Raw genomic sequence first — 25571 nt, forward strand, 5'->3', positions numbered from 1 at the left:
GCCGCGCAACGCGCGCCCACGCTTGAAGACCGGCGCCCGCATCGCCCCCTCCGAATGCCCCGCCCCTGAAAACCGACCATGGCATCCGGCCGCCTCCCCGACTCCATCCGCGTCGCGCGAAATGCACAAGCGGATTGCCTGTACCGCTACGCTGCCGTTATATTCAATTCAGCTAAGAAATTTTACTTAGCGGGCTAGCGCAGCACCCGCCATCCACGCAGGAAATCGCCATGAGCCGCACGCACGTAAAATGGGGCCATCTGAGCACCCGCATCACTCTGGTGGCCGCCGCTGCCATTTCCCTGGCTTTCGCGGTGATGATCGCGCTGATCGCCCGCCTCAACTACACCTCGGCCCTCGACACCGGCTACCAACTGTCGTCGGAACAAGCGGACAGCTACGCCAAGGACGCCGAAAACATGATGTCGCAGGGCTTCCTGCTTCCGCGCCACCTGGCGGACACCGTGGCCGGCGTCAAGCGCGCCGGCAGGCCGGACCGCAAGCAGACCGACAATGTCATCCAGGAAATGCTGGACCATGCGCCGCAGTCCATCGGCCTGTGGATGCTGTGGGAGCCCAACGCCTTCGACGGCGACGACAACGCCTTCCGCTTCGACTGGCCGCGCCACGACCCCACCGGCCGCTACCAGCCCTACATCACCCGCAACGCCCAAGGCAAGGCGCAGATGGACGTGATGATGTCGGCCGACCGCATCAAGGACTTCCCCAAGTACAAGGAACATCCGGAAACCTACAAGCCGGACTACGAAAAATCAGGCTGGGGTGATTTCTACTACGTGCCCAAACAACGCGGCCGCGACACCATCACCGAACCCTTCCCCTACGAGGTGCAGGGCAAGATGGTGCTGGAAAGCTCGCTTGCGGTGGTGATCAAGGACGCCGCCGGCAAAATGCTGGGCGTCTCCGCCACCGACGTCGCGCTGGACCAGCTGCAGAAGCGCTTCGGCCAGATTCAGCCCGGCGGCAGCGGATTCATACGCATCGTTTCCGAAGGCGGGCTTTATGTAGTCAGCCCCAAGGCTGAGCTGCTGGGCAAGCCGGTGCCCAAGGAAGATGCGCTGTTCACCCACCTGGCCGACGTCAAGAAAGGCGAGGATTTCGTCTACGAGGATGGCGGCTTCACCCACTTCTTCCACCCGATACCGATAGGCGAAACCGGCCAGTTCTGGTCGCTCGGCATCAGCATGCCCACCGCCGCGCTCACCGCCGACGCCCGCAAGGCCATGATCACCGCCATCGCCATCGGCGTGGTGGCCCTGGCCTTGATCCTGCTGCTGCTGGCCGCCGTGATCCGCACCCAGACCCGCCCGCTGAACCGGCTGGCCGACACCATGGAGCAACTGGCCGGCGGCGGCGGCGACCTGACCGTCCGCATAGACATCGCCAACCGCGACGAAATCGGCCGCACCGCCGACGCCTTCAACCGCCTGCTGGACAGCCTGCGCGACATGTTCGTCAAAGTGCGGGACCAGAGCCGCCAGGTATCCGAATCCGCCCTGACGCTGACCCAGTCGGCCAACCAAGTGCACGACGCCTCGGCGCAGCAGTCCGACGCCGCCACAGCCAGCGCCGCCAGCGTCGAACAAGTCACGGTCGGCGCCCAGCACATCGCCAACACCGCGCAGCAGGCCGGCGACATCGCACGGGAAACCGGCGCGCTCACCGAGCAGAGCGTGGCCAAGGTCAACCGCGTCACCAGCGAAATCCAGCGCATGACCGACAGCATGCACGCGCTGGCCGAGCGGATGAACGGCCTGGGCGAGCGCTCCGGCGAAGTGACCACCATCGTCGGCGTGATCAAGGACATCGCCGACCAGACCAATCTCTTGGCGCTGAACGCGGCGATCGAAGCGGCGCGCGCCGGCGAAATGGGCCGCGGCTTCGCGGTGGTGGCGGACGAAGTGCGCAATCTTGCCGGCCGCACCGCCGAGGCCACCATCCAGATCACCCGCATCGTCGAGGCGATCAGCAGCGAAACCCGGCAAGCGGTCAGCGACGTGAAGCACAGCAGCCAGCAGGTGGATCTCAGCGTCGGCATCGCCGAGGAAGCCAACCAGGCGATGCTCGAAGTGCAGAGCTATAACGGCCAGTTGGTGACCAGCATCGTCGACATCGCCTCCGCCACCCGCGAGCAGTCGAGCGCCAGCGTGGAGATCGCGCAGAACGTCGAACGCATCAGCAGCATGGCGCAAAGCAACAACCAGACCGTGCGCGAGGTCAGCGACGCGGTGGGGCGGCTGCGCGAGCTGTCCGGCGAGCTGGAGCAATTGGTCGGCCGCTTCAAACTGTAGCCTTCGTTTCCCGCCATCCCCGGCCCGGCTTAGCCGGGCCTTTTCATTGCCGCCCGCCGCTCAAAAACCTGTCGCGCGCCAGGCCAGCAGAACGGCGAAGCCCAACAACAGCAGGCCGCAGCCGGCATCCAGCCTGCGCTGGCCGCGCGCGCCCAGCCGGGACAACAGCGCGCCGCCGCCATAAGCCAGCGCCAGCCACCACGACGCGGAGCCGCAGAACACTCCGGCGACGATGGCCAATTGCTGCGCGCCGCTGGCCGGCAGGCCGCCGGACAAGCCGGCCGCCACCGCGGCGAAGGACAGAATGGTCATCGGATTGCTCAGCGTCAGCAACAGCGTGCCGGCATAGGCGCGCCGCAAGCCGACGCCGCCCTCCTCTCTATCCGCCGCCTCAAGCGCCGGACGCCGCAGCGTGGCCATCCCCATCCAGGCCAGCAGCACGCAGCCGGCCCAAGCCAGCGGCCGCGCCAGCTGGCCAGCGAGATGCAGCGCCATGCTGCTGCCCGCCACTCCCAGCAAGGCGAACAGCGCGTCGGCGCTGGCCGCGCCCAGCCCGGTGGCCAAGCCCAACCGCGGTCCGCCGCGCAGAGTGCGGCTGATGCACAACAAACCTATCGGCCCCACCTGCGCCGCGATCGCCAAGCCTATCAAGCCCGCCTGCCAGAACATGTTTTCTCCTCCCTCGGCCATAGCCATAGTCTGCCGCCACGCCAAGCCGATGCCCATGCGTTTTCTTCGCCTGGACGCTATGCTGGCCTTGAAAACCAAGGCAAAGAGACGAAGGGAGTTTACGAATGGAAGTCGACGCCAAAGCTTGGGCGATATTGGCCGCCCTGCAGGCCAATGCGCGGCAGTCGCTGACCGAGCTGGCGCAGATCGTCGGGCTGTCGGTGCCCGCGGTGTCGGAACGAGTGCGGCGGCTGGAGGAAGCCGGCGTGATCCAGGGCTATCACGCCCGGGTGGCGCCGCTGCGCGCCGGCTACGCGCTGTCGGCGCTGGTGGGCATCACCGTGCCGCAGCCGGACAAGAAGACCCTGCTCGCGCGGCTGGAGGCGATGCCGGAGGTGATGGAATGCCATCACGTCACCGGCGTCGACTCCTATATGTTTCGGCTGCTGGCGCGCGACGTCTCGCACCTGGAACAGCTGGTGGCGAGCCTGAACGACCTGGGCGAGACTCGCACCGCCATCATCCTGTCCACGCCCATCCAGGGGCGGCCGGTGCGGCCGCCCCGCTGAACTGGCTTACAGATCCAGCGCCACCTGATGGCGCAGCAGCCACTCGTTCAGGCCCAGCGCCATCTCCAGCCCGGCGCGCTCAGGCGAGGTGCTGGTCTTGCCGAACGGCCGGTCCAGCAGCTTCCACGCGGCGGCCTTGTCCAGCAGCGGCAGCGCCGGCGACGAGGCGTCGTCCAACACCCGGGTCAGGCCCTGGCGCAGCGCCTGCTCGTAGGCCGGGTCCTGGGTGGCCGGGTACGGGCTCTTGACGCGCTGGACGATGGAATCCGGCAGCACGTCCTTGCCGGCCGCGCGCAGCAAGCTCTTCTCGCGGCCGTCAAAGTTTTTCATGCTCCATGGCGCGTTGAACACGTATTCGACCAGCCGGTGGTCGCAGAACGGCACCCTCACCTCCAGGCCCACCGCCATGCTCATCCGGTCCTTGCGGTCCAGCAATGCCTGGACAAAGCGGGTCAGGTGCATATGGCTGATCTCGCGCATGCGCTTCTCTTTCGGCGTGTCCGAGGCCAGCCTGGGCACCTCTGACAATGCCTGCGCGTAGCTGTCGCGGCGGAAGCCGGGCATATCCAGCTCGCGCAGCAATCCCGGCGCGATCAGCGACTGGCCGTCGAAGAAGGAGCCGCTGGACCCGGCCAGCCACGGGAAGGTGTCGCCATCCACCGCGGCAGCGTCGTGGAACCAGCGGTAGCCGCCGAACACCTCGTCCGCCGACTCGCCGGACAGGGCTACCGTCGATTGCGCCCGGATCGCCTCGAACAGCTTGTACAGCGACGGCAGCATGTCGCCCCAGTAGGCCGGCGGCAAGTCCTGCGCGCCCAGCACCGCGGCGCGCAAGCGCGGATCGGCCAGCTCGCGGCTTTCCAGCAGGATTTCCTGGTGTTCGGTGCCGGCGTGGGCGGCCAAGTCGCGCACGAAGGGCGCGTCCGGCGAGCCGCGCAGGTAGTCGGCCTCGAACTCGATGCCGTGCTTGACGAAGTCCACCGAGAACGAGCGCACCGTGCCCTTGCCCTGGCGCTGCATGCTTTTCGCGGCCAGCGCGGTGACCACCGACGAATCCAGCCCGCCGGACAGCAAGGTGCACAAGGGCACGTCGGCGATGATCTGGCGTTCGACGATGTCATCCAGCAACGCGCGCACGGTGTGGATGGTGGTCGACAAGTCGTCGGCGTGCTCGCGCGCCTCCAACTGCCAGTAGCGGCGCTTGCGCAGGCCGTTCCGGTCTATCGTCACAATCTGGCCGGGCCGCACCTCATGCATGCCGGCGAACACCGCGGCCTCGGGCGTTTTCACCAGATCCAGCATTTCGCGCAAGCCCTCGGCCGTCACCCGCCGCTCGGCTTCCGGGTGGGCCAGGATGGCCTTGGGCTCGGAACCGAACAGCACGCCGTCCGGCATCGGATAATAGTAAAGCGGCTTGACCCCCATCCGGTCGCGAACCAGCAGCAGCCGCTGCTCGCGCGCGTCCCACAGCGCGAACGCGTACATGCCGTTCAGCCGCTCCAGCATCGCCTCGCCCCATTGCAGATAGGCGCGCAGCACCACTTCAGTATCGCTGCGGGTGCGGAAGACGTGGCCCAGGCCTTGCAGCTCGCGGCGCAGCTCCTGGAAGTTGTACACCTCGCCGGTGTAGACCAGACACGCCAGCGTCTTGCCGTCCTCGTCGGCGGTCATCGGCTGGCGGCCGCCTTCCAGATCGATGATGGACAGGCGGCGATGCCCCAGCGCCGCATGGCGGTCCAGCCACAGCCCCTCATCGTCCGGCCCACGCAGGGCCATCGTCCGCGTCATCGTCTCCGCGACTGCGCGCTGCGCCCGCAGATCGCGCTCGAAACTCACCCATCCGGCAATTCCACACATGGTTCGGCTCTCCTCTTGTCAGCGTCCGGACGGATGATCCGCCCGGTCCGCATTATGCGTAACGCATACTCGATCAGAAGAAGGCCGCCGCGCGCGTGGAACTGGTAATAAGAATGGGGTATTGACGTATTTCGCTCAGGCCCGGCATGCCCCCCGGGCCTGGGCGTCAGCCCGCCTGGCGGCAGGCTTTGTCCGGCGCCTGGTATGAGCGGGAAACGTCCAACGGCGCGGCGTACGGCGAGGACCAGGTCTGTTCGTGCAGCGCGGCGATGCGCCTGGCCATGGACTCGCTGCGCAGCGCCACTTCCAGATTGCGCGACTTGTCCATATAGCCGCCGCTCCAGTTGCTGGTGCCGACCCAGGCGATCCTGCCGTCTATTTCCATGGTCTTGCTGTGAATGACGCGGGCGAAGGAGATGCACGCGCCGTCGCGCGGAATGGTCACTATCCGAACCTCCATGCCAGGCAGCACGGCCAGGCTTTTCAGATAGTCCACGCCCGGTTTTTCCAGATTCCAGTCCGACACCATCAGCTTGACCCTGACGCCGCGCGCCAGCGCGCCGCGGATGGCGTTGTCGAACACCGGGTAATAGCTGCGCGGCTTGCCGAAGCTGAGCGGCGCGTAATCCAGCAGCTGGATGCGCACCTCGTCCTTCGCCTCGGCCATCAAGCGCGGCAGCGCCTGTTCGGAATCGCCGACGCCGTCCGGGTTGTAGGCGTTGGGACTGGCCAGCAGCGCCGCCGGCTGGGACAAGTCCGCCGCCTGCTCGGCTTCGCGCAAGGGCTTGACCTTGCCTCCGGCGGCCAGCGTCGCCTGCGCCGCCCAGTCCTGTTCGAAGATGGCCTGCATCCGGCCGGCCATCTCCGCGTCGTCCACCTTGAGCCCGGTTTCATGAATGTGCTGCAGCGAGCGCCAGTCGAAATTCTGGCTGCCCACGTAGGCGGACTGCCCGTCCGCCACGATGAATTTGGCGTGGATGATGCCGTTGCCGGTCAATTGGTTGTAGTCGAGCTGGCGGTATTCCAGGTTGGGAATGCGCTTGAGCCGCTCTATCGTCGCCGGATCGCTGGCGAACATGCCTTTCTTTTCCATCAGGAAGCGGATCTTCACGCCGCGTCGCCCGGCGGCGTCCAGCCGCTCGATGACGCCGTCCATCAGGCTGCCTGACTGTCCCGCCACATAGAACTGCTCCAGCGCGATTTCGCGCTTGGCCGAATCGAACATCTGCCGCCACACCGTGGCCGGATCGCGCAAATCCGGCGTGTCCAGGCCGGCATGCTGCGGCGCGGTGTGCACCAGCTCGAAACCGGGAATCGAGAAATCGGCGCGGGCCAGCGAGGCCGCCATGATCAGGGCCAGCGGCCACCAGCGTTTGGGCATGACTGCATCCTTCGAAAAGGGCGCATCATGCCATGGACATGTTAAGCGGGTATGTAGCCGGCATGAAAAAAGGCTGCCCCGCGGGGACAGCCGTCAAGACGGGCCCGCTGTTGGTCCGTCAACGAAGCGAAAGCAGCGAAATCACGCGATAGCGGCTGATGCCCAGCAGCGCCGGCACCAGTTGCTGCAGATGGTTGAAGTCGGCGGTCTGGTTGAGCCGGGCGTTGAAATCGCTGACGAAGCCGCTAGCCCAGCTTTGCTCGTCGGTGCGGGCCAGCTGCCCTATCGACTGCCTGGCTTCGGCGATCGCGCTGCCGATGGCCGCACGGGTTTGCTGCAGCTGGGCGATGGAGCGCACCACGCCTTGCAGGGTCTGCCGCACCTGGGCATGGTCGTCCAGCTGCCACTGCCCCGCGTCCAGCGCCGCCGGCTCAGCCTGGGTCGGCAACGGTTGCGGCATGCCGCCGGGAAAGCGCATGCCGCCGCCGCGCACGGTCAGGCTGTCGCGCAGGCGCGCCCAATCCTGCTCGTCGCAGCTGAAGCCCAGACGGCCATGATCGTCCAGTTCGCAGCGCGCGCCCAACGGGCCCAATGCCTGGTTCAACCGGCGCAGCGCGGCGTCGCGGCTGATGCCGTCTCCCACCCGCACCGCGGCCGGCGCCGTCTGCCCGTCCAGCGCGAACACCAGGGTTTCCGGCTGGCCTCCGGTCAGGCTGTCCAGATCCAGGCCGCGCACGGTGAAGCCTTGCCGGGCGGGCGCGCCCAGCGACAGCCGCAACTGGCCGTCCAGGCTGCCGGCGCTGTCGGACTGGCGCCGTTGCCAGCCGGCCTCCAACTCGCCTCGCTGCTGTTTCAGCCCATCGCTGTCCAGCCTGCGCTGCGACAGCTGCCGGCTGAGATTGCCCTTGAAGCTTTCCAGCTGCCGCAGCATGCCGTCGACGTAGCCCAGCGCGCATTGCGCGGCGCTCAGTTGCTCGTTCAGCTGAGTGCTGTAGCGCCAGCCGCTGGCGGCGCCGGCAGAAGGGCGCGGGCTATCCAGAGCCGGCCGCGCGGAAGAAAGAGCGCGCGCGCTGGCCGGCGCGACGGCCGCGCCGTCCTTGCTCCAGCGCTTGTCGCCGCTGGTCTGGTTGATGCCGCTGAACGTGGTGGACATGGTTTAGATCACGTCGAACAGCGTCAGCTGGCTGACCTTGCCGTAGGCTTTCTGGCTGGTCTGCAGCGCCATCGACAATTCGTTCATTTTCATATAGGCGGTGGCGTAGTCCAGATCGCCCAGTTCGATGATGCTCTCTTGGTTCGCCAGGCTCAGGCTGTCATGGTTGCCATCCAGCGTCTTCAACACGTTCTGCGCGCCGCCCAGCTCGGAAATGGTGCCTCCGACCCGATCCAGCGCGGCGTCCACGCCATTCATCACCTCGCGGACAGTCGTGCCTACCGCCGGGTCCTTGCTGTCCAGGGTCGGGCTTTGCAGCGTGGCTATCACTTTGTCCAGCTGGTTGAGCAAGGGGGCCATGGATTCCAGCGTGACGTTGGACGCCTGGGTCACGCCCTCGCCCACGGTCACCAGCTGGCGGTCGCCGTTGCCGTTGTAGCGATAGCGGCTGCCGGCCGGCTGGGCATCGTCGGCGACGATGGGCGCGTTGTTGACCGCGCTGCCGGAGAACAGGTAGCGGCCTTCGCTGTCCTTGGTGTTGGCCGCGTACAGGATGCTGTCGCGCAGGCTGACCAGCGGCGAGGCCATCGCCTTCAGATCGTCGGTCGCCGGCTGGTTGGCCGCGGCCACCAGCAGGTCGCGCGCGTCGCGCAGGCTGGTGCTGATGCCGCTGAGCAGCGTTTCGTTCTTGGTCAACTGCGATTTGAGCGCGCCGATATTGTCGCGGTACTGCTTCAGCGACGCCTCCTCGCGCTGCAGGCGCAGCAGGCGCACGCTGGCGATGGGATTCTCCGACGGCGCGAGCATGCTCTGGCCGCTGGACATCTTCTGCAAAAGCTCGGACATGCCGGCGCTGCTGTTCTGCATGGCCAACAGCACGACGGATTGGTACTGGTTGCTGGAAATACGCATGCTAGGTCCTTACAGGATGGCCAGGGTGCTTTCGAACAGCTGGTTGGCCACCGCGATCACTTTCATATTGGCCTGGTACATCTTCTGGAATTCGATCAGGCTGACCGCCTCCTCGTCGCGCTGGACGCCGGAGGTGGAATGCCAGTTCTTTTCCGCCTCGGCGCGGATGACGTTGGCGGTGGCCAGCCCGGCCTTGTTCGCCTGGCTGGAGATCGCGAGGTGGCCGATCATCTGCGAATAGGCGTCGCCCAGCGTCACATTGCCGACGCCGGCCAGCGGGAAGGCCTGCTGCTTGACCTTCAGCACCTCGAGCAGGTTGTCGTTGTTGCCCGGCTTGGCCGGATCGGCGGAGAAACCGAGCTCGGCGGCAAGAATGCCGGTGCTCTGCAACAGGCCGTGTGCGGCGCCGGCGTCGTAGCGGAACAGCGGCTTGCCTGGCTGGCCGTTCATGTCGTAGCCCTTGGCCAGCTGGTTGTTGACGCGGGTGGCCAGTTCGCCGGCCAGCGTGCGCACCTGGGTCTGGACCGGCCGCAGGTTTTCCGTTTCGAAGCGGTTGAGTCCGCCCAGTTGACCGCCCAGATCGCCGCCCGGCATCGCGTACTTCTCGGTGCCGAAGGCCAGTTTCAGTTGCTGGCTGCCATCCGGCTGGCCTTCGCTGGACAGCGTCGCGGCGCTGTCGGAGAGCACCAGCGGCAAGCCGTTCTTCAGCGAAACGGCCTTGCTGCCGTCCGGCTGCGCCATCACTCTCACCTCGATCAGCGAGGAGAGCGCGTCGATCTGACGGTCGCGCTCGTCCTCCAGGCCGGAGGTATTGATGCCCTGGGCCTTGGCCGACATCAGTTTTTCATTCAGTTGCGCCAGGTTGGCGGTGGCGCTGTTGATCTGCGTCAGCGTGGCGTTGCGCTGCTCGGCGATGGCCGCCAGCTGCGAGGTGAGCACGCCGTCCAGATTGTTGAAGCGCTGCGCCAGCGCGCCGGCAGAACGGACCACCTGGTCGCGCATGGTGTTGGAATCCAGGCTGGCGGCGTTCAGCGCGGCGAAGAACTGGTCGAAGCCCTCGGACAGGCTGCCGCCCTTGCTGCCCATCACATTTTCCAGCTGCGCGAAGTAGGGCTGGGCCGCTGCCAGCGAGCCGAGATTGGAGCCGGCCTGCCACTGCAGCAGGTTCTTGTAATCGTCGCTGAAGCGGCGGACGTTGCTGACGTTGACGCCGTAGCCGGCGCTCAGCGGATCGCCGGCGCCCGGCGCCTGGGTGGCCAGCACCACGCCCTGGCGCGAATAGCCCGGCGTCTGCTGGTTGGCGATGTTCTGGCTGGCCGTGTTCAGCGCGACCTGCGCCGCCTGGGCGCCGGACAACGCGTTATTGATCATGCGCATGGTTGGCTGTCATCACTTGGTGAGTGGGAACATGGGCGGGGCGAAGGCCACCAGCCCCTGGCCGGCATCCCGGCCCTGCTTCAGACTGGCGACGGCGGCGTCCGCGTCCTTAACGGGAATATTCCCATTCTCCGGCAGCAGCTGCGCCAGGATGACCTTGGCGATGCCGAAGGTGCGCTGGCTGGCCAGCTGGTCGGCCAAGGCGCCGTCGGCGATGTCCAGCATGTCGGCGTTCATGGAGTTGGCGAAAATGCTGTCCTCGCCCGCCACCTCGCGCGTGGTCTTGCGCATCTGCTTGAACATCTCGCGGACGAACTGGGCCTCGAACATCTCCGCCGCCTTTTCCGCCTTCTTGCGGTATTCCGGGCTGGCGGCCGCCACCGGGGCGTCGCCTCCTCCCCCGGCGGACGGGTTCTGCAAATCGTTGTTCAGCATCAGATCACCACCAGTTCGCCGTCTATCGCGCCGGCCTGGTCCAGCGCCTGCAGGATGGCCATCACGTCGTCCGGCGTGGCGCCGGTGCGGTTGACCGTGTCGATGATGGCGCGCAGGCTGGCGCCGGCCGGCCACTTGAACATCCGTCCCTGGCCCTGCTCCACCTGCACCCGCGAATCGGGCACCACCTGGGTGGTGCCATTGCTGAACGGGCCGGGCTGGCTGACCTGGGACGACTCGGAAATCACCACGCGCAGGCTGCCGTGCGACACCGCCGCCGGGCGCACGGTGACGCCCTCGCTGATCACCACGGTTCCGGTGCGGGAATTGAACACCACGCGCGGAATTTCCGCGCCGACGTCCACGTTCAGCTTCTCCAGCCGCGCGACGAAGGCCACGCGCTCGGTCGGGTCCCCCGGCGCCCTCACCTCGATGGTGGTGGCGTTGCGGGTGGTGGCGATCTTGCCGTAGCTGCGGTTGATCGTCCGCACCACGTTGGTGGCGGTCTCGAAACTGGGGCGGCGCAGGCTCAGGCGTATGCTGTCGCCCTGCTCGAAATCGCTGGGAATCTCGCGCTCGATCGACGCGCCGTTGGGAATGCGGCCGGCGGTGGGCGTGTTGACTGTGACGCTGGAGCCGCTCTTGCCCTGCGCCGACAGGCCGCCTATCACCACGCTGCCCTGGGCCAGCGCGTACACTTCGCCGTTGGCCGCCTTCAACTGGGTCAGCAGCAGCGTGCCGCCGCGCAGGCTCTTGGCGTCGCCCAGCGACGACACGGTCACATCTATGGTCTGGCCGCGGTTGTAGCCGGGCGGCAGGCTGGCGCTGACCATCACCGCGGCCACGTTCTTGACGCGGGTGTCGGTCTTCTCCGGCATCTTCAGGCCGAACTGCTTGAGCATGTTGGCGACCGACTGGCCGGAGAATTTCACCTGCGAGTTGTCGCCGGTGCCGTCCAGACCCACGACGATGCCGTAGCCTATCAGCTGGTTGTCGCGGATGCCTTCCACATTGACCAGCTGCCGCAGCGGCCGCGCCGCGGCCGGCAGCGACAACGCCGCCAGCAAGGCGGCGGCGATCAGGCTTCGAATCTGTCTCGATATCATGAAAAACCTTAGAACGGCATCAGCGGGCTGGCGAAGAAACGCATCAGCCAGCCAGGACTGTTGGCGTCGGCCAGCGCGCCGCTGCCGGAATAGCCGATGCGGGCGTTGGCGATGCGCAGCGAGGAGACGCGGTTGTCGGTGTCGATGTCTTCCACCCGCACGTAGCCGGCCAGGCGCAGCATTTCCTCGCCCTGGTTCAACGCCAGCTGCTTCTCGCCCTTGACCTGCAACAGGCCGTTGGGCAGAACCTTGTGCACCACCACGGTTAGCGAGCCGGCCAGCGCGTTCTGCTGCGTGGAGCTGGACGAGCCGTTGAAGTCGCGGCTGGCGTCGATGCCGACCTGGGCGTTGAAGGTGGTGTTGCCGATCAGCGAGGGGCCGATCTTGGCGCCGGACTTCTTGCCGAAGCTGGTGCCGGCCTGCTTGCTGGCCTGGGTGGTTTCTTCCAGCACCACCGTCAGCACGTCGCCAGGACGGAAGGCGCGGTTGTCCGAGGTCAGCGACAGCGAGCCGCCGGACGTGAACACGCCGCCGCCGATCGGCAGCGAAGTCTGCTGCCGCATCAGCTCCGGCAGCGGGTCCGGCTCCGGCGGCGCCGGCTGAAACTGGGCGCAGGCCGCCAGCAGCAAGGCGGCCAGCGGCGCGAGGCGGGCAAGCGTCATCGTACCGACTGGCCCAGCTGCTGCAGCATATTGTCGGCGGCGGACAGCACCTTGGTGTTCATCTCGTAGGTCCGCTGCGCGGCGATCATGTCCACCATCTCTTCCACCACCTGCACATTGGAGCCTTCCAGGCTGCCCTGCTTGAGCTTGCCCAGCGCGCCGCTGCCCGGATCGCCGGCGTTGGCGTCGCCGCTGGCGTCGGTTTTCTGGAACAGGTTGTCGCCCAGCGCCAGCAGGCCGGCGGGGTTGATGAAGCCGGCCAGCTGGATGCGGTCCACCACTTCCGGCGTGGTGCTGGTGCCGCGCGTCACCGATACCTCGCCGGTTTCGCTGATGGAAATCTTGCCGGCGTCGCTGGGGATGCGGATCTCCGGCTCCAGCGGCAGGCCCTGGGCGTTCACCAGCTGGCCGTTGGGACCCGGCTGCAACTGGCCGGCGCGGGTATAGCCGATCTCGCCGTTGGCCATCTTCACCTGCAGAAAGCCCTGGCCGATGATGGCCACATCCAGGCTCTGGTTGGTGGTGGTGATGTTGCCCTCGGTGAACACTTTCTGGCTGCCCACCAGCCGGGTGCCATTGCCCATCTGCACGCCGGACGGCGAGGTATTGTTGTCGTCCACCTTGCTGCCCGGCTGCTTCTCGACCTGGTAGAACAGGTCTTCGAATATCATGCGGTCGCGCTTGAAGCCGGTGGTGTTGACGTTGGCCAGGTTGTTGGCGATGGCGGTCAGGCGCGCGTCTTGCGCCTGGATGCCGGTTTTGCTGATCCAAAGTGCCGGATTCATTGTCTCTCCCAATCAGTCTGGCGTTCAGCCGCGCACCAGGCGGTTGCCCGCCTCGTTCATGTCGCTGGCGGCGTTGAACAGCTTCATCTGCATCTCGAAATTGCGGTTGAGCGTCATGGTGGACACCATTTCCTCCACCGCGGACACGTTGCTGCGTTCCAGATGGCCGCTTTGCACGCGCACGCTGTCGTCCACCGGCAGCGGGCCGCCCTGGCGCGCGGCGATCAAGCCGTCGGGGCGCTTGCCCACTTCGCGCGCCTCCGGCTTGACCAGTTTGAGCTTGTCCACCGGCTGCATCGCGGGGTCATCCGGGTTCAGCACGGAAATCGTGCCGTCGGCGGCCACGCTGACCTTGAGGAAGCCTTCGGGCAGGCGGATCTGGCCGCCGTCGCCCAGCACCGGGTGGCCGTTGACGCTCAGCCCGCCGTCGGCGCCCACCGTCATGCTGCCGGCGCGGGTGTAGGCCTCGCTGCCGTCCGGCGCGGCGACGGCGAAGAAGCCGTCGCCCTGCAAGGCGATGTCTAGCTCGCGGCCGGTCTCCACCACGGTGCCGTTGCGGTCGGACAGCGCGGTCGGCGCGTTCAGGCTCAGCAGGCGGGCGTCGTAGCCGTAGCCCGGCACTTCCTGGCTCACGGCGGTGTCGATGTCGGCGCGGAAGCCGCCGGTTTCGGCGTTGGCCAGGTTGTTGGCGTGGATCTGCTGCGCGCGCAGCATCCGGCCGGCCCCGCTCATCGCGGTGTAGATCAGCTTGTCCATCGCCTTACACCGCCTGCATCAGCGCCTGCATCACCTGGTTCTCGGTGGAGATCACCTTGGTGTTGGCCTGATAATTGCGCTGCGCGGTCATCAGCGACACCAGTTCGGAGGTGACGTCGACGTTGGATTGCTCCAGCGAGCTGGTGACCAGCTTGCCGGCCATATTGCTGCCGGCCGGCGACAACAGCGCCGGACCGGAAGCGGTCGATTCCTGCCAGCTGGTCTGGGAGGCCGCGGTCAGCGCGCCCTGGTTGGCGAAGTTGGCGATGGCCAGACGCGCGACCACCTGCTTCTGGTCATTGCTGTAGCTGACGATGACTTCGCCGTTCTCGCCCAGGCTGACGCCGGTGCGCGCGCCCGGCGGATAGCCGTTGGCGGTGCTGCGGGTGGTGCTGCCTTCGCCGGCGTACTGGGTGGTGCCGCTGTAGTCCAGCGCCACTTTCAGCGCGCTGGCGCCGGCCGGGGAGCCCAGGTCCAGGTCCACCGGGGTGACAGGCTGCGTCATCTTGCCGTTGGTGTCGAACTTGAGATCGGTGGTGGCGGCCAGCATTTTGTCGCCCAGCTGGTAGTGGACGGTGATGGTGCTGTCGGCGCTCTTGCAGAAGTACTGGGTCAGGTTGTGCTTGTTGCCCAGCGAGTCGTACACCGGAGATACCGTGGAGTGGTTGAAGCTCTGCTGCAAGGCCTTATCGAACGGCACCGTCTGCACCGCCCAACCTGCCGACATATTGCCGGTGTATTTCAGCTGATCGCTGGGTTTGGCCGGAATATTGCCGGTGGGGATCTGAATGTCGCCCAGCCCGCCCAGCGCGCCGCCTTCCGACTGGGCGTAGCCCTGCACGCGGCCGCTGTAGTTGTCGACCAGATAGCCTTCCTTGTCGGTGTCGAAAATGCCCACCCGGCTGTAGGTCACCGCGCCGGCGGCGCTGCGCGACACATAGAAGCCGCGGCCATCGATGGCGGCGTCCAGCGCGCGGCCGGTATTGACCAGGCCGCCGTTGCGGCCGATGTTCTGGCTGTTGGGATTGGCGTTGACCCCCATCGCCTGGCTGCCCGCGTAGGCGGAGGCGAAAGTCACCCGGCCGGACTTGAAGCCGTAGGTGCCGGAGTTGGCGATGTTGTCGCTGACGCTGCCCAGCTGGTTGTTGACGGCGTTGATGCCGGAAAGGGCGATCTCGAAGCTCATGGTTATCTCCGGGGTGACTTTAAGCGGAAAGCAAGGCGGATACGGAAGAAGCGGGGAAGTCGCCGATGCCGGCCAGGCTCAGCACCGGCTCGCCGCCGTTGACCGGCAGGCGCACGCCGCCGACCTCGGCCTTGAGCTCGAACAGCCCCTTGCTGCCGGACGCGGTGGACAGCTCCAGCTGGTAGTTGCCGGCGGCGAGGTGGTAATCGGCCAGCTTGATCTTGAAATCGGAGGCGCCCGCCGCGCGCTTGCCCAGCTCGATGCGGGTGCGCTGGCCGGCTGCGTCGGTCAGGATCAGCGTCGCGCCCTCCTCCTGGCCGGCCAGCGTCAGGCGGCCGTTCAGCTCGCCCTGGCCGTCGCTGCGGATGCGGTCGGTCTGCACCAGCACCGGCTTGCCCACCTGCGCGCCCAGCGCCACGCCCTGCAGCTCGCGCAGCATCGCGCCCTGGCTCTGCAGCTGCTTGAGCATGTCCTGGGTGCTCTGCATCTGGCTCATCTGCGCCAGCTGGCTGACGAACTGCGACGGATCGGCCGGGTCCAGCGGACTCTGGTTGCGGATCTGCGCCAACAGCAGCGTCATGAACATGTCGTTGGTCGGCTGGGCGCCGTTCTTGGCCACGTTCTGCGCGCCGTCCTTCTGGCCGCCGTTGGCGGCGAGCTGCCTCGATTGCGCCTGTTCCACGCTCATGCGGTATCTCCCAGTTTCAGCAGGTCCTGCTGCATGGTTTTCACCTTGGCCAGCACCTCGACATTGGTCTGGAAGGCGCGGGTGGCGGACAACATGTCAGTCATCTCTTCCACCGCGTTGACGTTGCTGTAGAAAACATTGCCGTCGGTATCGGCCAGCGGATTGCCCGGCTCGTGCGCCTTGCGCACCGGCTCCTGGTTCTGCACCACGTCCAGCACCTGCACGCCCATGCCCTCGCCCTGCATCTGGCTGCTGAACACCGGCTTGCGGCCGCGGTAGGCGGCCTGCTCGGTGCCGGCGGAGGTGTCGGCGTTGGCGATGTTGCTGGCCACGGTGTTGAGGCGCACCGTCTGCGCGGTCATGGCGGAACCGGCGATGCGCGAGATGTCGCGGAATGACATGGTTTATTGCCCCGTTATCACTTTGGCCAAGCCGTGCAGCTTCATGTTGATGAAGGTGAGGCTGGTCTGGAATTCGGAAACGTTCTGCGAGAACTCGGCCTGCTCGACGCTGAGCTCGACGGTGTTGCCGTCGCGGGACGGATGGTTGGGAAGGCGGTACAGCAGATCGCCGCCGCCGTCGTCGAACGCCAATGGCGAATCGGCGGCCGCCGATGCCAGCGCCGCCTTGAAATCGATGTCACGCGCCTGATAACCCGGGGTGTTCTCGTTGGCGATGTTCGACGCCAGCACCCGGGTCCGATCCGCCCGCAGCCGCAAGGCCTCGGGATGGATGCTCAGGGCCTTGTCCAGATGCATGCCCATTGCCTTGACCCTATCAGTTCACTACCATGTTCAAGCTATTTGCTATGAATAGCCATTCAATTGGAAAGCGATACTAATAAGCGCGCCCGTCATCGTATACGCAACAATTACCACGCATTTTGTAATGGAAAAATTCGCCAAAACCCGCTACAGCCTCGGCTGCCTGTTGCTCGCCATCGCCCAGGCCGCCCTGGCCGCCTCTCCGGCCGAACAGGAAGTGGAGCGCCAGGCGCAGAAACTGGTCCGCCAGCGGCTGGCCGACGCCGGACTCGACCAGCCGGACATCCGGCTGCAGCTGCTGCCCCCGCGCGACCTGCCCGCCGCCTGCGCGTCGCCATGGCAGGCCGACGCAACCGACAGCCGCGCCTTCAGCCGCATGCGCTTCGATCTGCGCTGCCCCGCCACCGGCTGGCGCGGCGCCGTCATCGTCCGCGCCGCCGCCAGCGCCCGGGTGGCGGTGGCCGCGCGCGGCTTGCGAGCGGGCGAGCCGCTGCGGGAAGAGGACATCGCCTGGGCGAACCGGCCGGTCAGCGATCCGGCCGACCTGTTCGGCGCCGCCGCGCCGCCGCTGGGCCAGGCCTCCCGCGCCGCGATCGCCGACGGCCAGCCCTTGCGCCGCCGCCAGCTGCAGGCGCCGCTGCTGATCAAGCGCGGCGCCGAGGCCCGCATCGTCGCCCGCCAGGACGGCGTCGAGGTCAACGCCGCCGGCGAGGCGCTGGACAACGGCCATCAGGGCGAAACGATACGCGTGCGCAATCTCTCCAGCGGCAAGGTGATCCGCGGCCGCGTCGGCCCCGGCGGCGAGATCGAGCCGCTGGACTGAGCGCCGCGGATGGCGGTGGTGTATATCTCGATCAGGCATCCCGCCTCAAGGAGAACGCCATGAAGAAAGCGCTGACCGCCATCCTCGCCCTGCTGCCGTCGCTGGCGCTGGCCGCGCCCGCCGCCTCCGCGCCGCACGGCCGCGATCCGGCCCGCTTCGGCGAGATGAAAGCCAAGCAGCTGCAGATGCTGTCTCAGCACATCCAGGTGCTGCAATCCGCCCAGAGCTGCGTCCAGGCGGCGCAAACGCCGCAAGCGCTCCAAAGCTGCCGCGAAGCGCTGCGCCAACAGGTCGAGGCGATGCGGCCAGGCCGTTAGCGTCCGTCTCCGCGCTCTACTTCTCTCCCCATCCCTGGCTGGCGGCAAATCGCCGCGCACCCCGCTCCGCCGCGCCGGCCAAGCCTCGGACCAAGCCCAACCCTCAAGCCGCCCGCCGTTCGAGGGCCGTGGAATCCGCGCGCAAAATCCCGCCAAGGGAATTTACTAAGCGGAAACTTTCATTTCACATATCCGTTTCGCATCGATACATTTTGCATACCAGATAATTATGTATTTTGTATCCACCATGCAAAGCATCAAGCACTCCTCTTCCGCGCGGCCCATCCGCTGTCGCAGCCTGTCCGGCTAATTCCTTCCGGACAGGCGCACCGCTTCCTCCCATAACAAAGAAAGTTTCGTGATGATCAAACACACCCTGCTGCTGGCCGGGCTGGGCGCCGCTTTGCCTTTTTCCGCCCACGCCGCCGACGCCGGCGACAATTCGCTGGAACGCGTCACCGTCACCGGCTCCAACTTGCGCGCCAGCTCCAAGGCCAAAACCAACCCGGTTCAAGTCATCAGCGCCGCCGACATCGAGCGCAGCGGCAAGACCAGCCTGCCCGACGTCTTGCGCTCGCTGGCCGTCAACAGCGGCAACAGCTTCAACGAGCAATACACCGGCAGCTTCTCCGCCGGCACCGCCGGCGTTTCGCTGCGCGGCCTGGGCCAGCGCAACACGTTGGTTCTGGTCAACGGCAAGCGCGTGTCCAACTACGCCACCGCCCAGGACCTGCAGGAAACCTTCGTCGACCTGAACTCGCTGCCGCTGAAGGCGGTGAAGCGCATCGAAATCCTGAAAGACGGCGCGTCGGCCATCTACGGCTCGGACGCCATCGCCGGCGTGGTCAACATCATCCTGTACCCGTCCTACCAGGGACTGGAACTGGGAGCCGACATCGGTCGCGACACCAGCACCGGCCAGGACGAGCGCCGCTTCAATCTGCTGGCCGGCAAGGGCGACCCGGACAAGGACGGCTACAACGTCTGGTTCTCCTTCGACGCCCAGAAGCGCGACCGGCTCGACCAAAGCGGAGTGGACTGGCTGAAGGACAACGACTTCCGCGGCCTGCCCGGCGGCAAGCTGGTGCGCACGCCGACCAACTACTACAACGGCAACCCGACCCAGCGCTTCCCCGCAGCGACCGGGCCGCTGCAGGATCTGGACTACGGCGCGGTCAACCCCGGCAAGAGCGGCCGCATCTGGGCCTACAATCCGGCGCAGTACACCACGCTGATACCGGGCATAGAGCGCTATCACGCCGCGCTGCACGGCAGCTACCGGCTGAACGCCGCCACTGAGGCCTACGCCGAATTCCTGTACGGCGCCAATCACAGCACCCAGATCTTCGGGCCGCCGCTATCCGTCTCCAGCAGCCTCCGCGCCTGGGACGCGGCCTCGCAATCGCTGACGTCGATCAGCAACGTTCTGCCGGCCGGCAACCCCTCCAATCCCAACGCCTCGCCGACGCCGATCACCGCCAACCTGTTCGATCTGGGCCAACGGAACAAGACCGACAGCGTGTCGTTCCGCCGCCTGCTGCTGGGCGTCAAGGGCAGCGGCGACGCCTGGGACTGGGACGTATCCGGCCTGTACTCCGACAGCCGGCTGCGCGAATACGCGTATAACTTCGTCAACCGCTACGCCTACGAGCGGCTGCTCGCCAACGGCGGCTACAACTTCATCGATCCCTCGCGCAATAGCGAGGCGGTGCGCGACAGCCTGCGCATCAGCACCATGCGCCCGGCCTGGTACCGCGTCGCCAGCCTGGACGCCACCGCCAGCACCGAGCTGGCGCAGCTGCCGGCGGGCCCGGTGGGCTTCGCCGCCGGCTACCAGCTGCGGCGCGAGATGATGAACGCCGGCACTTCGTCGGAAGTGGCCAGCGGCGCCGAGCTGCGGCCGGCGCTGGACCTGATCCGCGGCGGCCGCACCATCCAGGCGGCCTACGGCGAATTCAACGTGCCGCTGCACAAGACGCTCAGCCTCAGCGCCGCCGCCCGCGCCGACCACTACAGCGACTTCGGCAACGCCTTCTCGCCCAAGCTGGGCCTGCGCTACCAGCCGCTGCAAAGCCTGACCCTGCGCGGTTCGGTGTCGCGCGGCTTCCGCGCGCCGTCGCTGCCGGAGATCACCAGCAGCACTGCCGTCAGCTACAGCTCGGCGCAGGACCCGTACGATCCGCTGACGCCCGGCCAGAACGTCGCCTTCACCCACCTGATCACCGCGAATCCGAACATCAAGCCGGAGCGCTCCACCAACGCCAACCTGGGCCTGGTGCTCGCGCCTAGCGCCGACACCAGCATAAGCCTGGATTACTACCGCATCCGGCAACGCGACGTGATCGGCCTGGAAGACGTGGGCAACATCATCCGCAATCCCGGTGCCAACCCCGGCGCCGTCGTCCGCGATGCCCAAGGCCGGCTGCAAACCATCACCCAGCAGTTCACCAACCTGGGCGACCGCGACACCTCGGGCTTCGATATCGAGCTGCGCCAGGGCTGGAAACTGCCCGGCGGCAAACTGACCCTGGCCGCGCAATGGAGCCGGCTGCTGTCGTTCCGTCAGCCGCTGGAACAGGGCGGCGACATGCAGGAAGGCGCCGGCAGCAATCTGCTGGGCGCGCTGCCGCGCTGGAAGGGACAGACCTCGGCCAGCTGGGATGCCGGCAACTGGTCGTCCACCCTCACCTGGTTCCACACCGACGGCTACACCCAGACCGGCAGCGATACCACGCAACAGCAGGTCAATGGCCTGGACACCTTCAACCTGAGCGCCAGCTACGCCGGCATCAAGCGCACCACGCTGACCGCCGCCGTGCAGAACCTGACCAATCGCCGGCCGCCTTGGGACTCCAGCGCCAGCCACTATTACGACGCCACCCAGTACGACCCCGGCGGCCGCGCCTTCACCCTGGGCGTGCGCTACAAGCTGGACTGACCCTCAAATCACCGGCATGGCGGCGCTCCCCAAATGGGCGCCGTTTTTTATTGCCGCGGTATCAAAGATCAGTAAATCTACCTATTCTGTATTAATCTGCACTAGACAGTACCCATAAGACCGCCCGCGCAAGGACGGCTTGAACACGCTACTCGCCCTAGTTTTGATTGAAGGAATGCAGGAATGGTCTTTTTCAACCGATCTCTTACCCGACAGCTTGAAACCGCCCAGCACGGCCTGGCGCAAGTCCACAGCAGGCTGGCCGCCATCGAGCGCTCAATGGCGGTGATCGAATTTTCCGCCAATGGCGACATTGTTCAGGCCAACGACAACTTTTTGAACGCAATGGGCTACCGCGCCGACGAAATCGTCGGCCGCAACCACCGCATGTTTTGCCCGCCCGGCTTCGCGAACAGCGCGGACTACCGGGAGTTCTGGCACAAGCTAGGCCGCGGGGAATTCCAATCCGGCCACTTTCTCAGGCTGCGCAAGGACGGCGGCGAAATATGGCTGGAGGCCAATTACTCGCCAATCGTCGACGAAGCGGGCAAGGTGACCGGGGTGATCAAGGTGGCCACCGACATCACCGCCCAGGTGCAGGCGGAGCAGGACAGCAAGGCGCTGCGCCAGGCGATAGACCACTCCATGGCGCGGATCGAGTTCGATCTGGACGGCAACATCCTGGACGCCAATGACAATTTCCTGAAAGTATTCGGCTACCAGCGGGCCGAAGTGCTCGGCAAGCAGCACCGCATGCTGTGCGAGGCCAGTTACGCGCAAAGCCCTGAATACGGCCAGCTGTGGCAGCAACTGCGGCAGGGGCGCTTCCTGGAAGGACAATTCCGCCGAGTGAACCGGAACGGCGACGTGATCTGGCTGCAAGCCACCTACAATCCGGTGCTGGACCCGAACGGGCGGCCGGTGCGGGTGGTGAAGTTCGCCAGCGACATCAGCGAGCAGATGACGAAGCTGCGGCAGCAGGCGGAAAACGCCCAGTCGGCGGTGCACGCGTCGGAAAACACCGAGCAGCTGTCGATACAGGGCAGCTCGGTGCTGGAGCAAGCCACCACCGAGATCAACCGCGTGGCCGGCAGCGTGGAAACCTCGTCCGGCATCCTGTCCAAGCTGGGCGACAGCTCCGACCAGATCGGCAGCATCGTCAACACCATCAGCGACATCGCCGACCAGACCAATCTGCTGGCCTTGAACGCGGCGATCGAGGCGGCGCGCGCCGGCGAGATGGGCCGCGGCTTCGCGGTGGTGGCCGACGAAGTGCGGAAACTGGCCGAACGCACCAGCCAGTCCACCGGCGAGATATCCGGCATCGTCAAGAGCATCCAGGACGATTCCCGCTCGGCCATCGACGCGATGCGGCAGATGCAGGAGCTGGCCGGCAACAGCCTGCAGCTGGCCGACCAGGCGCGCAGCGCGATCCAGGAGATCCGCACTGGCGCGCGCGACGTGGTGCTGGTGGTGAAAGAAGTGTCGGAATTGCTGCAACAGAGCTGAAACGCAGAAACAGCAAAAAAAACGGGCCGCGATCATGCGGCCCGTTTCTCATTCCATCCGGTTGCGCCGGAGGCGGCTCGGCGTCAATAGCCGAGACCCAGCGCGGCGCGCACGTCGTTCATCGTCTCGCGCGCCACCTTCTCGGCGCGGGCATTGCCGTCGGCGAGGATTTCGGACACCAGCTTCGGATTGCTCAGGTATTTTTCCGCGCGCTCGAACATCGGCTGCTGCTCGCGCACCACGGCGTCGATCACCGGCTGCTTGCAGTCCAGACAGCCGATGCCGGCGGTGGTACAGCCGGCCTTCACCCACTCCTTGGTGTCGCCGTCGCTGTATACCTCGTGCAATTGCCACACCGGGCACTTGGACGGCGTGCCCGGATCGGTGCGGCGCACGCGGGCCGGATCGGTCGGCATGCCGCGGATCTTCTTGCTCACCGTCTCCGGCGCTTCGCGCATGGTGATGGTGTTGCCATAGGACTTGGACATTTTCTGTCCGTCCAGGCCCGGCATCTTGGACGCGGCGGTCAGCTTGGCCTCGCACTCCGGCAGAATGATCTTGCCCTTGTTCTCCAGCCAGCCGTACAGGCGCTCGCGATCGGCGGCGCCCAGATTCTGGCTGGCCGCCAGGATATCGCGCGCCTGCATCAGCGCCTCCACTTCGCCGTCCTGCAGATAACGGTTGCGCAGCTGCTCGAACAGCTTGCCGGCCTTGCCGATTTTCTTCACCGCGGCCTTCGCCAGCTCTTCGAAGTTGGGTTCGCGGCCGAACATGTGATTGAAGCGGCGCGCCACTTCACGCGTCAGCTCGATGTGCGGCACCTGGTCCTCGCCCACCGGCACCAGCCCGGCCTTGTATACCAGGATGTCGGCCGCCTGCAGCAACGGGTAGCCGAGGAAGCCGTAGGTGGTCAGGTCCTTATGGCTCAGCTTCTCCATCTGGTCCTTGTAGGTCGGCACCCGCTCCAGCCAGCCCAGCGGCGTCACCATCGACAGCGCCAGATGCAGCTCCGCGTGCTGCGGCACCTTGGACTGCACGAAAACGGTGGATTTTTCCGGATCGACGCCGGAGGCCAGCCAGTCGATCACCATCTCGTTGATGGACTTGCCGATGATGGACACATCGTCGAAGTTGGTGGTCAGCGCGTGCCAGTCGGCCACCATGAAGAAGCATTCGTGGCTGTGCTGCAGCTCCACCCAGTTCTTGATCACGCCATGGTAATGGCCAAGATGCAAGCTGCCGGTGGGGCGCATGCCGGAGAGAATGCGGTTGGCGGACATATTGTTATGCTCTCGGTTGCGCGGGAAATGAAAAGCCGCCGGCTCCATCCGGCGGCTTGGCCCGCTCAGGGTTCTAGAAAAACAATTGCAGCAGATGATACATCAAGACATACAGCGGCTGCAGGATGACGCCCAACAGGCCGCTGGCCACCAGCAGCAACAGCAGCCACATGCCCCAGCTTTCGGTCTGCGCGTAGCGCCAGGCGATGCCCGGCGGCAGCAGGCTGTAGACGATGCGCCCGCCGTCCAGCGGCAGGATGGGCAGCAGATTGAGCAGCATCAGCGAAATGTTGATGCTGATGCCGGCCTTGCTCATCAGCATCAGCGGATCGCGATAAGCGCCGTCCATTCCCAGCGCCAGCTTCAGCATGGCCGCCCAGGCCAGCATCATCGCCAGATTGGCCAGCGGCCCGGCCGCCGCCACCCAGCGCATGTTCTGCCGCGGCTTGCGCAAGGCGTTGAAATTGACAGGCACCGGCTTGGCCCAGCCGAACACGAAGCTGCCCAGCCAGATGGTCAACAGCGGCAGCAGCACCGTGCCTATCGGATCGATGTGCTTGAAGGGATTCAGCGTCATCCGCCCCTGCAGATAGGCGGTGTCGTCGCCGAAGCGGCGCGCGGCGTAAGCGTGCGCCGCTTCGTGCAAGGTGATGGCCAGCAATACCGGCAAGGCATAAATCGTGACTTGCTGCACCAGCTGATTGGGGTCGAACATGTCCGCTCTCCGCGCTCTGCCACGCTATGAACATGACAGCCCCGCGCCGATTTGGCAAATCCGGCCGCAATCGCGCCGCTACAGAACCAGGCTCAGAATCAGCATGTTGACCAGCTTGAGCAGCGGCATCAGCAGGCCGCCCAGCACGCCGGTGAACATCAGCAGCAGCAGGATCCAGAAGCTGTAAGGCTCCACCTTGGAAAACTGCCAGGCCGCGCGCGACGGCAGCAGCGACTGCAGGATGACGCCGCCCGGCAGCGGCGGCAGCGGAATCAGCGTGAAGATCATCAGCGCCACATTGACCTTGATGCCGATCAGCCCCATCCATTGCAGCGGCTCGCGGAAATAGTCCGGCGCGTAGCCGGAAGCGGCGATCACGCCGGCCCACAGCAGCGCCATGATCAGATTGGCCAGCGGGGTGACCACCGCCACCTTGGCCAGGGCGGTGCGCGGCTTGCGCATCGCGCCCGGATTCAGCTGCAGCGACTTGGGCCAGCCGATGATGAAGCCGCCCATCGCCACGCCTATCATCGGCAGCACGATGGAGCCGATGGGATCGATGTGGGCGAAGGGGCTGAAGGTGCGCCGCCCGGTCATGTAGGCGGTGCGGTCGCCCAGACGGTCGGCCATGAAGGCCTGCGCGCCGGCGGGCATGGTGATGGCGAACAGCACCGGCAGTATCGACACCGCCAGCGTCTGGATCAAAGAGAGTTCCTGCATGATTTCCTAACAGACGAAAAATGAATCAAAAACCGAATGGCGCGAGCGCGCCCTTGCCTTCGCGAACCAGCTCCACGCCGTCGGTCATGTCGATCACGGTGGTCGGCTCGGTGCCGCACCAGCCGCCGTCGACGACGGCATCCACCTGGTGCTCCAGCCGCTCGCGGATTTCATAGGGATCGGAAATCGGCGCTTCGTCGCCCGGCAGCATCAGGGTACAGGACAAGATGGGTCCGCCCAGCTCTTCCAACAAGGCCAGCGCCACCTTGTGATCGGGCACGCGCAGGCCGATGGTGGCCCGCTTCGGATGCAGCGTGCGGCGCGGCACCTCCCGCGTGCCCTGCAGGATGAAGGTGTAGCTGCCCGGCGTGGCGCTCTTCAGCAGCCGGTACTGACGGTTGTCCACCTTGGCGTAGTTGGCCAGCTCGGACAGATCGTGGCACACCAGCGTCATCATCCGCTGCTTCAGGTCCACGCCGCGGATGTCCAGGATCCGCTCCATCGCCTCCTTGTCGCCGAGCGCGCAGCCCAGCGCGTAACAGGAGTCGGTGGGATAAGCGATCACCCCGCCCTCGCGCAGGATCTTCACCGCCTCGCGGATCAGCCTGGCCTGGGGATTGTCGGGATGGATCACGAAGAATTGCGCCATGTTCTTGT

24 protein-coding genes and 2 pseudogenes are annotated in these 25571 nt (G+C 66.1%); 7 read left to right on the plus strand and 19 right to left on the minus strand.

The features are described 5' to 3' along the window. The first annotated feature begins 230 nt into the window (after positions 1-230). Entirely contained in the window at positions 231-2312 is a 2082-nt protein-coding gene (locus ACX17K_RS06965) for a methyl-accepting chemotaxis protein (RefSeq protein ID WP_493774251.1), read from the plus strand. A gap of 60 nt (positions 2313-2372) precedes the next feature. Here ACX17K_RS06965 and ACX17K_RS06970 read toward each other — a convergent pair whose 3' ends face one another. Further along, positions 2373-2981 carry a LysE family translocator gene (locus ACX17K_RS06970; protein WP_493774252.1) on the minus strand — a complete coding sequence of 203 codons (609 nt, stop codon included), beginning with the start codon at positions 2979-2981 and terminating at the stop codon, positions 2373-2375. A gap of 125 nt (positions 2982-3106) precedes the next feature. Between ACX17K_RS06970 and ACX17K_RS06975 the strand changes: the two genes are divergently transcribed. Further along, positions 3107-3550, plus strand: coding sequence for an Lrp/AsnC family transcriptional regulator (locus ACX17K_RS06975; RefSeq protein WP_493774253.1), 444 nt, complete (start codon positions 3107-3109; stop codon positions 3548-3550). Positions 3551-3556: 6 nt separating this feature from the next. Here ACX17K_RS06975 and asnB read toward each other — a convergent pair whose 3' ends face one another. The 14 genes from asnB to flgB all read right to left on the minus strand — a co-directional run bounded on the left by asnB (position 3557) and on the right by flgB (position 16606). Next, positions 3557-5407 (minus strand): asparagine synthase (glutamine-hydrolyzing), encoded by a 1851-nt coding sequence (asnB, locus tag ACX17K_RS06980; protein ID WP_493774254.1) that lies wholly within the window; start codon positions 5405-5407, stop codon positions 3557-3559. 166 nt (positions 5408-5573) lie between these two features. Then, a complete protein-coding gene (locus ACX17K_RS06985) occupies positions 5574-6788 on the minus strand; it encodes a phospholipase D-like domain-containing protein (protein WP_493774255.1) in 1215 nt (404 codons plus the stop codon). 118 nt (positions 6789-6906) lie between these two features. Then, positions 6907-7941, minus strand: a complete 1035-nt coding sequence (locus tag ACX17K_RS06990; RefSeq protein ID WP_493774256.1) for a hypothetical protein — start codon at positions 7939-7941, stop codon at positions 6907-6909. Between the two features lie 3 nt (positions 7942-7944). Beyond that, entirely contained in the window at positions 7945-8853 is a 909-nt protein-coding gene (gene flgL / locus ACX17K_RS06995; protein WP_493774257.1) for a flagellar hook-associated protein FlgL, read from the minus strand. Between the two features lie 9 nt (positions 8854-8862). Then, positions 8863-10230 (minus strand): flagellar hook-associated protein FlgK, encoded by a 1368-nt coding sequence (gene flgK / locus ACX17K_RS07000; protein WP_493774258.1) that lies wholly within the window; start codon positions 10228-10230, stop codon positions 8863-8865. Positions 10231-10242: 12 nt separating this feature from the next. After that, positions 10243-10665: a rod-binding protein gene (locus ACX17K_RS07005; RefSeq protein ID WP_493774259.1), complete on the minus strand. Its 423-nt coding sequence runs from the start codon at positions 10663-10665 to the stop codon at positions 10243-10245. Continuing rightward, positions 10665-11771 (minus strand): flagellar basal body P-ring protein FlgI, encoded by a 1107-nt coding sequence (locus tag ACX17K_RS07010; protein ID WP_046159087.1) that lies wholly within the window; start codon positions 11769-11771, stop codon positions 10665-10667. Before ACX17K_RS07010 ends, ACX17K_RS07005 begins: the two co-directional genes overlap by 1 nt. An 8-nt stretch (positions 11772-11779) precedes the next feature. Continuing rightward, the gene (gene flgH, locus ACX17K_RS07015; RefSeq protein WP_493774260.1) at positions 11780-12433 is read right to left on the minus strand and encodes a flagellar basal body L-ring protein FlgH; all 654 of its coding nucleotides are present in this window, start codon (positions 12431-12433) and stop codon (positions 11780-11782) included. Further along, positions 12430-13218: a flagellar basal-body rod protein FlgG gene (gene flgG, locus ACX17K_RS07020; protein ID WP_231151382.1), complete on the minus strand. Its 789-nt coding sequence runs from the start codon at positions 13216-13218 to the stop codon at positions 12430-12432. The genes flgH and flgG overlap by 4 nt, the downstream gene beginning before the upstream one ends. A gap of 24 nt (positions 13219-13242) precedes the next feature. Further along, the gene (locus ACX17K_RS07025; protein WP_493774261.1) at positions 13243-13974 is read right to left on the minus strand and encodes a flagellar basal body rod protein FlgF; all 732 of its coding nucleotides are present in this window, start codon (positions 13972-13974) and stop codon (positions 13243-13245) included. Positions 13975-13978: 4 nt separating this feature from the next. After that, positions 13979-15160 carry a flagellar hook protein FlgE gene (locus tag ACX17K_RS07030; RefSeq protein ID WP_493774262.1) on the minus strand — a complete coding sequence of 394 codons (1182 nt, stop codon included), beginning with the start codon at positions 15158-15160 and terminating at the stop codon, positions 13979-13981. Positions 15161-15179: 19 nt separating this feature from the next. Further along, positions 15180-15848, minus strand: a complete 669-nt coding sequence (locus ACX17K_RS07035) for a flagellar hook capping FlgD N-terminal domain-containing protein (protein ID WP_493774263.1) — start codon at positions 15846-15848, stop codon at positions 15180-15182. Then, on the minus strand, positions 15845-16249 hold the full coding sequence (flgC, locus tag ACX17K_RS07040; RefSeq protein WP_021477632.1) for a flagellar basal body rod protein FlgC: 405 nt from the start codon (positions 16247-16249) through the stop codon (positions 15845-15847). The genes ACX17K_RS07035 and flgC overlap by 4 nt, the downstream gene beginning before the upstream one ends. A gap of 3 nt (positions 16250-16252) precedes the next feature. After that, positions 16253-16606, minus strand: coding sequence for a flagellar basal body rod protein FlgB (gene flgB / locus ACX17K_RS07045; protein ID WP_493774264.1), 354 nt, complete (start codon positions 16604-16606; stop codon positions 16253-16255). A gap of 130 nt (positions 16607-16736) precedes the next feature. Here flgB and flgA point away from each other — a divergent pair, with 130 nt between their 5' ends. The 5 genes and pseudogenes from flgA to ACX17K_RS07070 all read left to right on the plus strand — a co-directional run. Continuing rightward, a complete protein-coding gene (flgA, locus tag ACX17K_RS07050; RefSeq protein ID WP_493774265.1) occupies positions 16737-17435 on the plus strand; it encodes a flagellar basal body P-ring formation chaperone FlgA in 699 nt (232 codons plus the stop codon). Positions 17436-17494: 59 nt separating this feature from the next. Further along, positions 17495-17752, plus strand: coding sequence for a hypothetical protein (locus tag ACX17K_RS07055; RefSeq protein WP_493774266.1), 258 nt, complete (start codon positions 17495-17497; stop codon positions 17750-17752). Between the two features lie 361 nt (positions 17753-18113). Then, positions 18114-20690: a TonB-dependent receptor plug domain-containing protein gene (locus ACX17K_RS07060; RefSeq protein ID WP_493774267.1), complete on the plus strand. Its 2577-nt coding sequence runs from the start codon at positions 18114-18116 to the stop codon at positions 20688-20690. Between the two features lie 183 nt (positions 20691-20873). Continuing rightward, positions 20874-21638, plus strand: a pseudogene (locus ACX17K_RS07065) (PAS domain-containing protein); the annotation flags it as partial. 219 nt (positions 21639-21857) lie between these two features. After that, positions 21858-22199, plus strand: a pseudogene (locus ACX17K_RS07070) (methyl-accepting chemotaxis protein); the annotation flags it as partial. A gap of 83 nt (positions 22200-22282) precedes the next feature. Here ACX17K_RS07070 and ACX17K_RS07075 read toward each other — a convergent pair. From ACX17K_RS07075 to ACX17K_RS07090, 4 genes are all read right to left on the minus strand, one after another. Continuing rightward, positions 22283-23479: a tryptophan--tRNA ligase gene (locus ACX17K_RS07075; RefSeq protein WP_493774268.1), complete on the minus strand. Its 1197-nt coding sequence runs from the start codon at positions 23477-23479 to the stop codon at positions 22283-22285. A gap of 73 nt (positions 23480-23552) precedes the next feature. Beyond that, on the minus strand, positions 23553-24194 hold the full coding sequence (locus ACX17K_RS07080; protein ID WP_493774269.1) for a site-2 protease family protein: 642 nt from the start codon (positions 24192-24194) through the stop codon (positions 23553-23555). 78 nt (positions 24195-24272) lie between these two features. After that, on the minus strand, positions 24273-24914 hold the full coding sequence (locus ACX17K_RS07085; protein ID WP_493774270.1) for a site-2 protease family protein: 642 nt from the start codon (positions 24912-24914) through the stop codon (positions 24273-24275). Positions 24915-24939: 25 nt separating this feature from the next. After that, complete coding sequence (locus ACX17K_RS07090; protein ID WP_493774271.1) at positions 24940-25563, minus strand: L-threonylcarbamoyladenylate synthase; 624 nt, start codon at positions 25561-25563, stop codon at positions 24940-24942. Between the last annotated feature and the right edge of the window lie 8 nt (positions 25564-25571).

The sequence above is a fragment of the Chromobacterium sp. INPA-IVC genome (assembly GCF_059047085.1).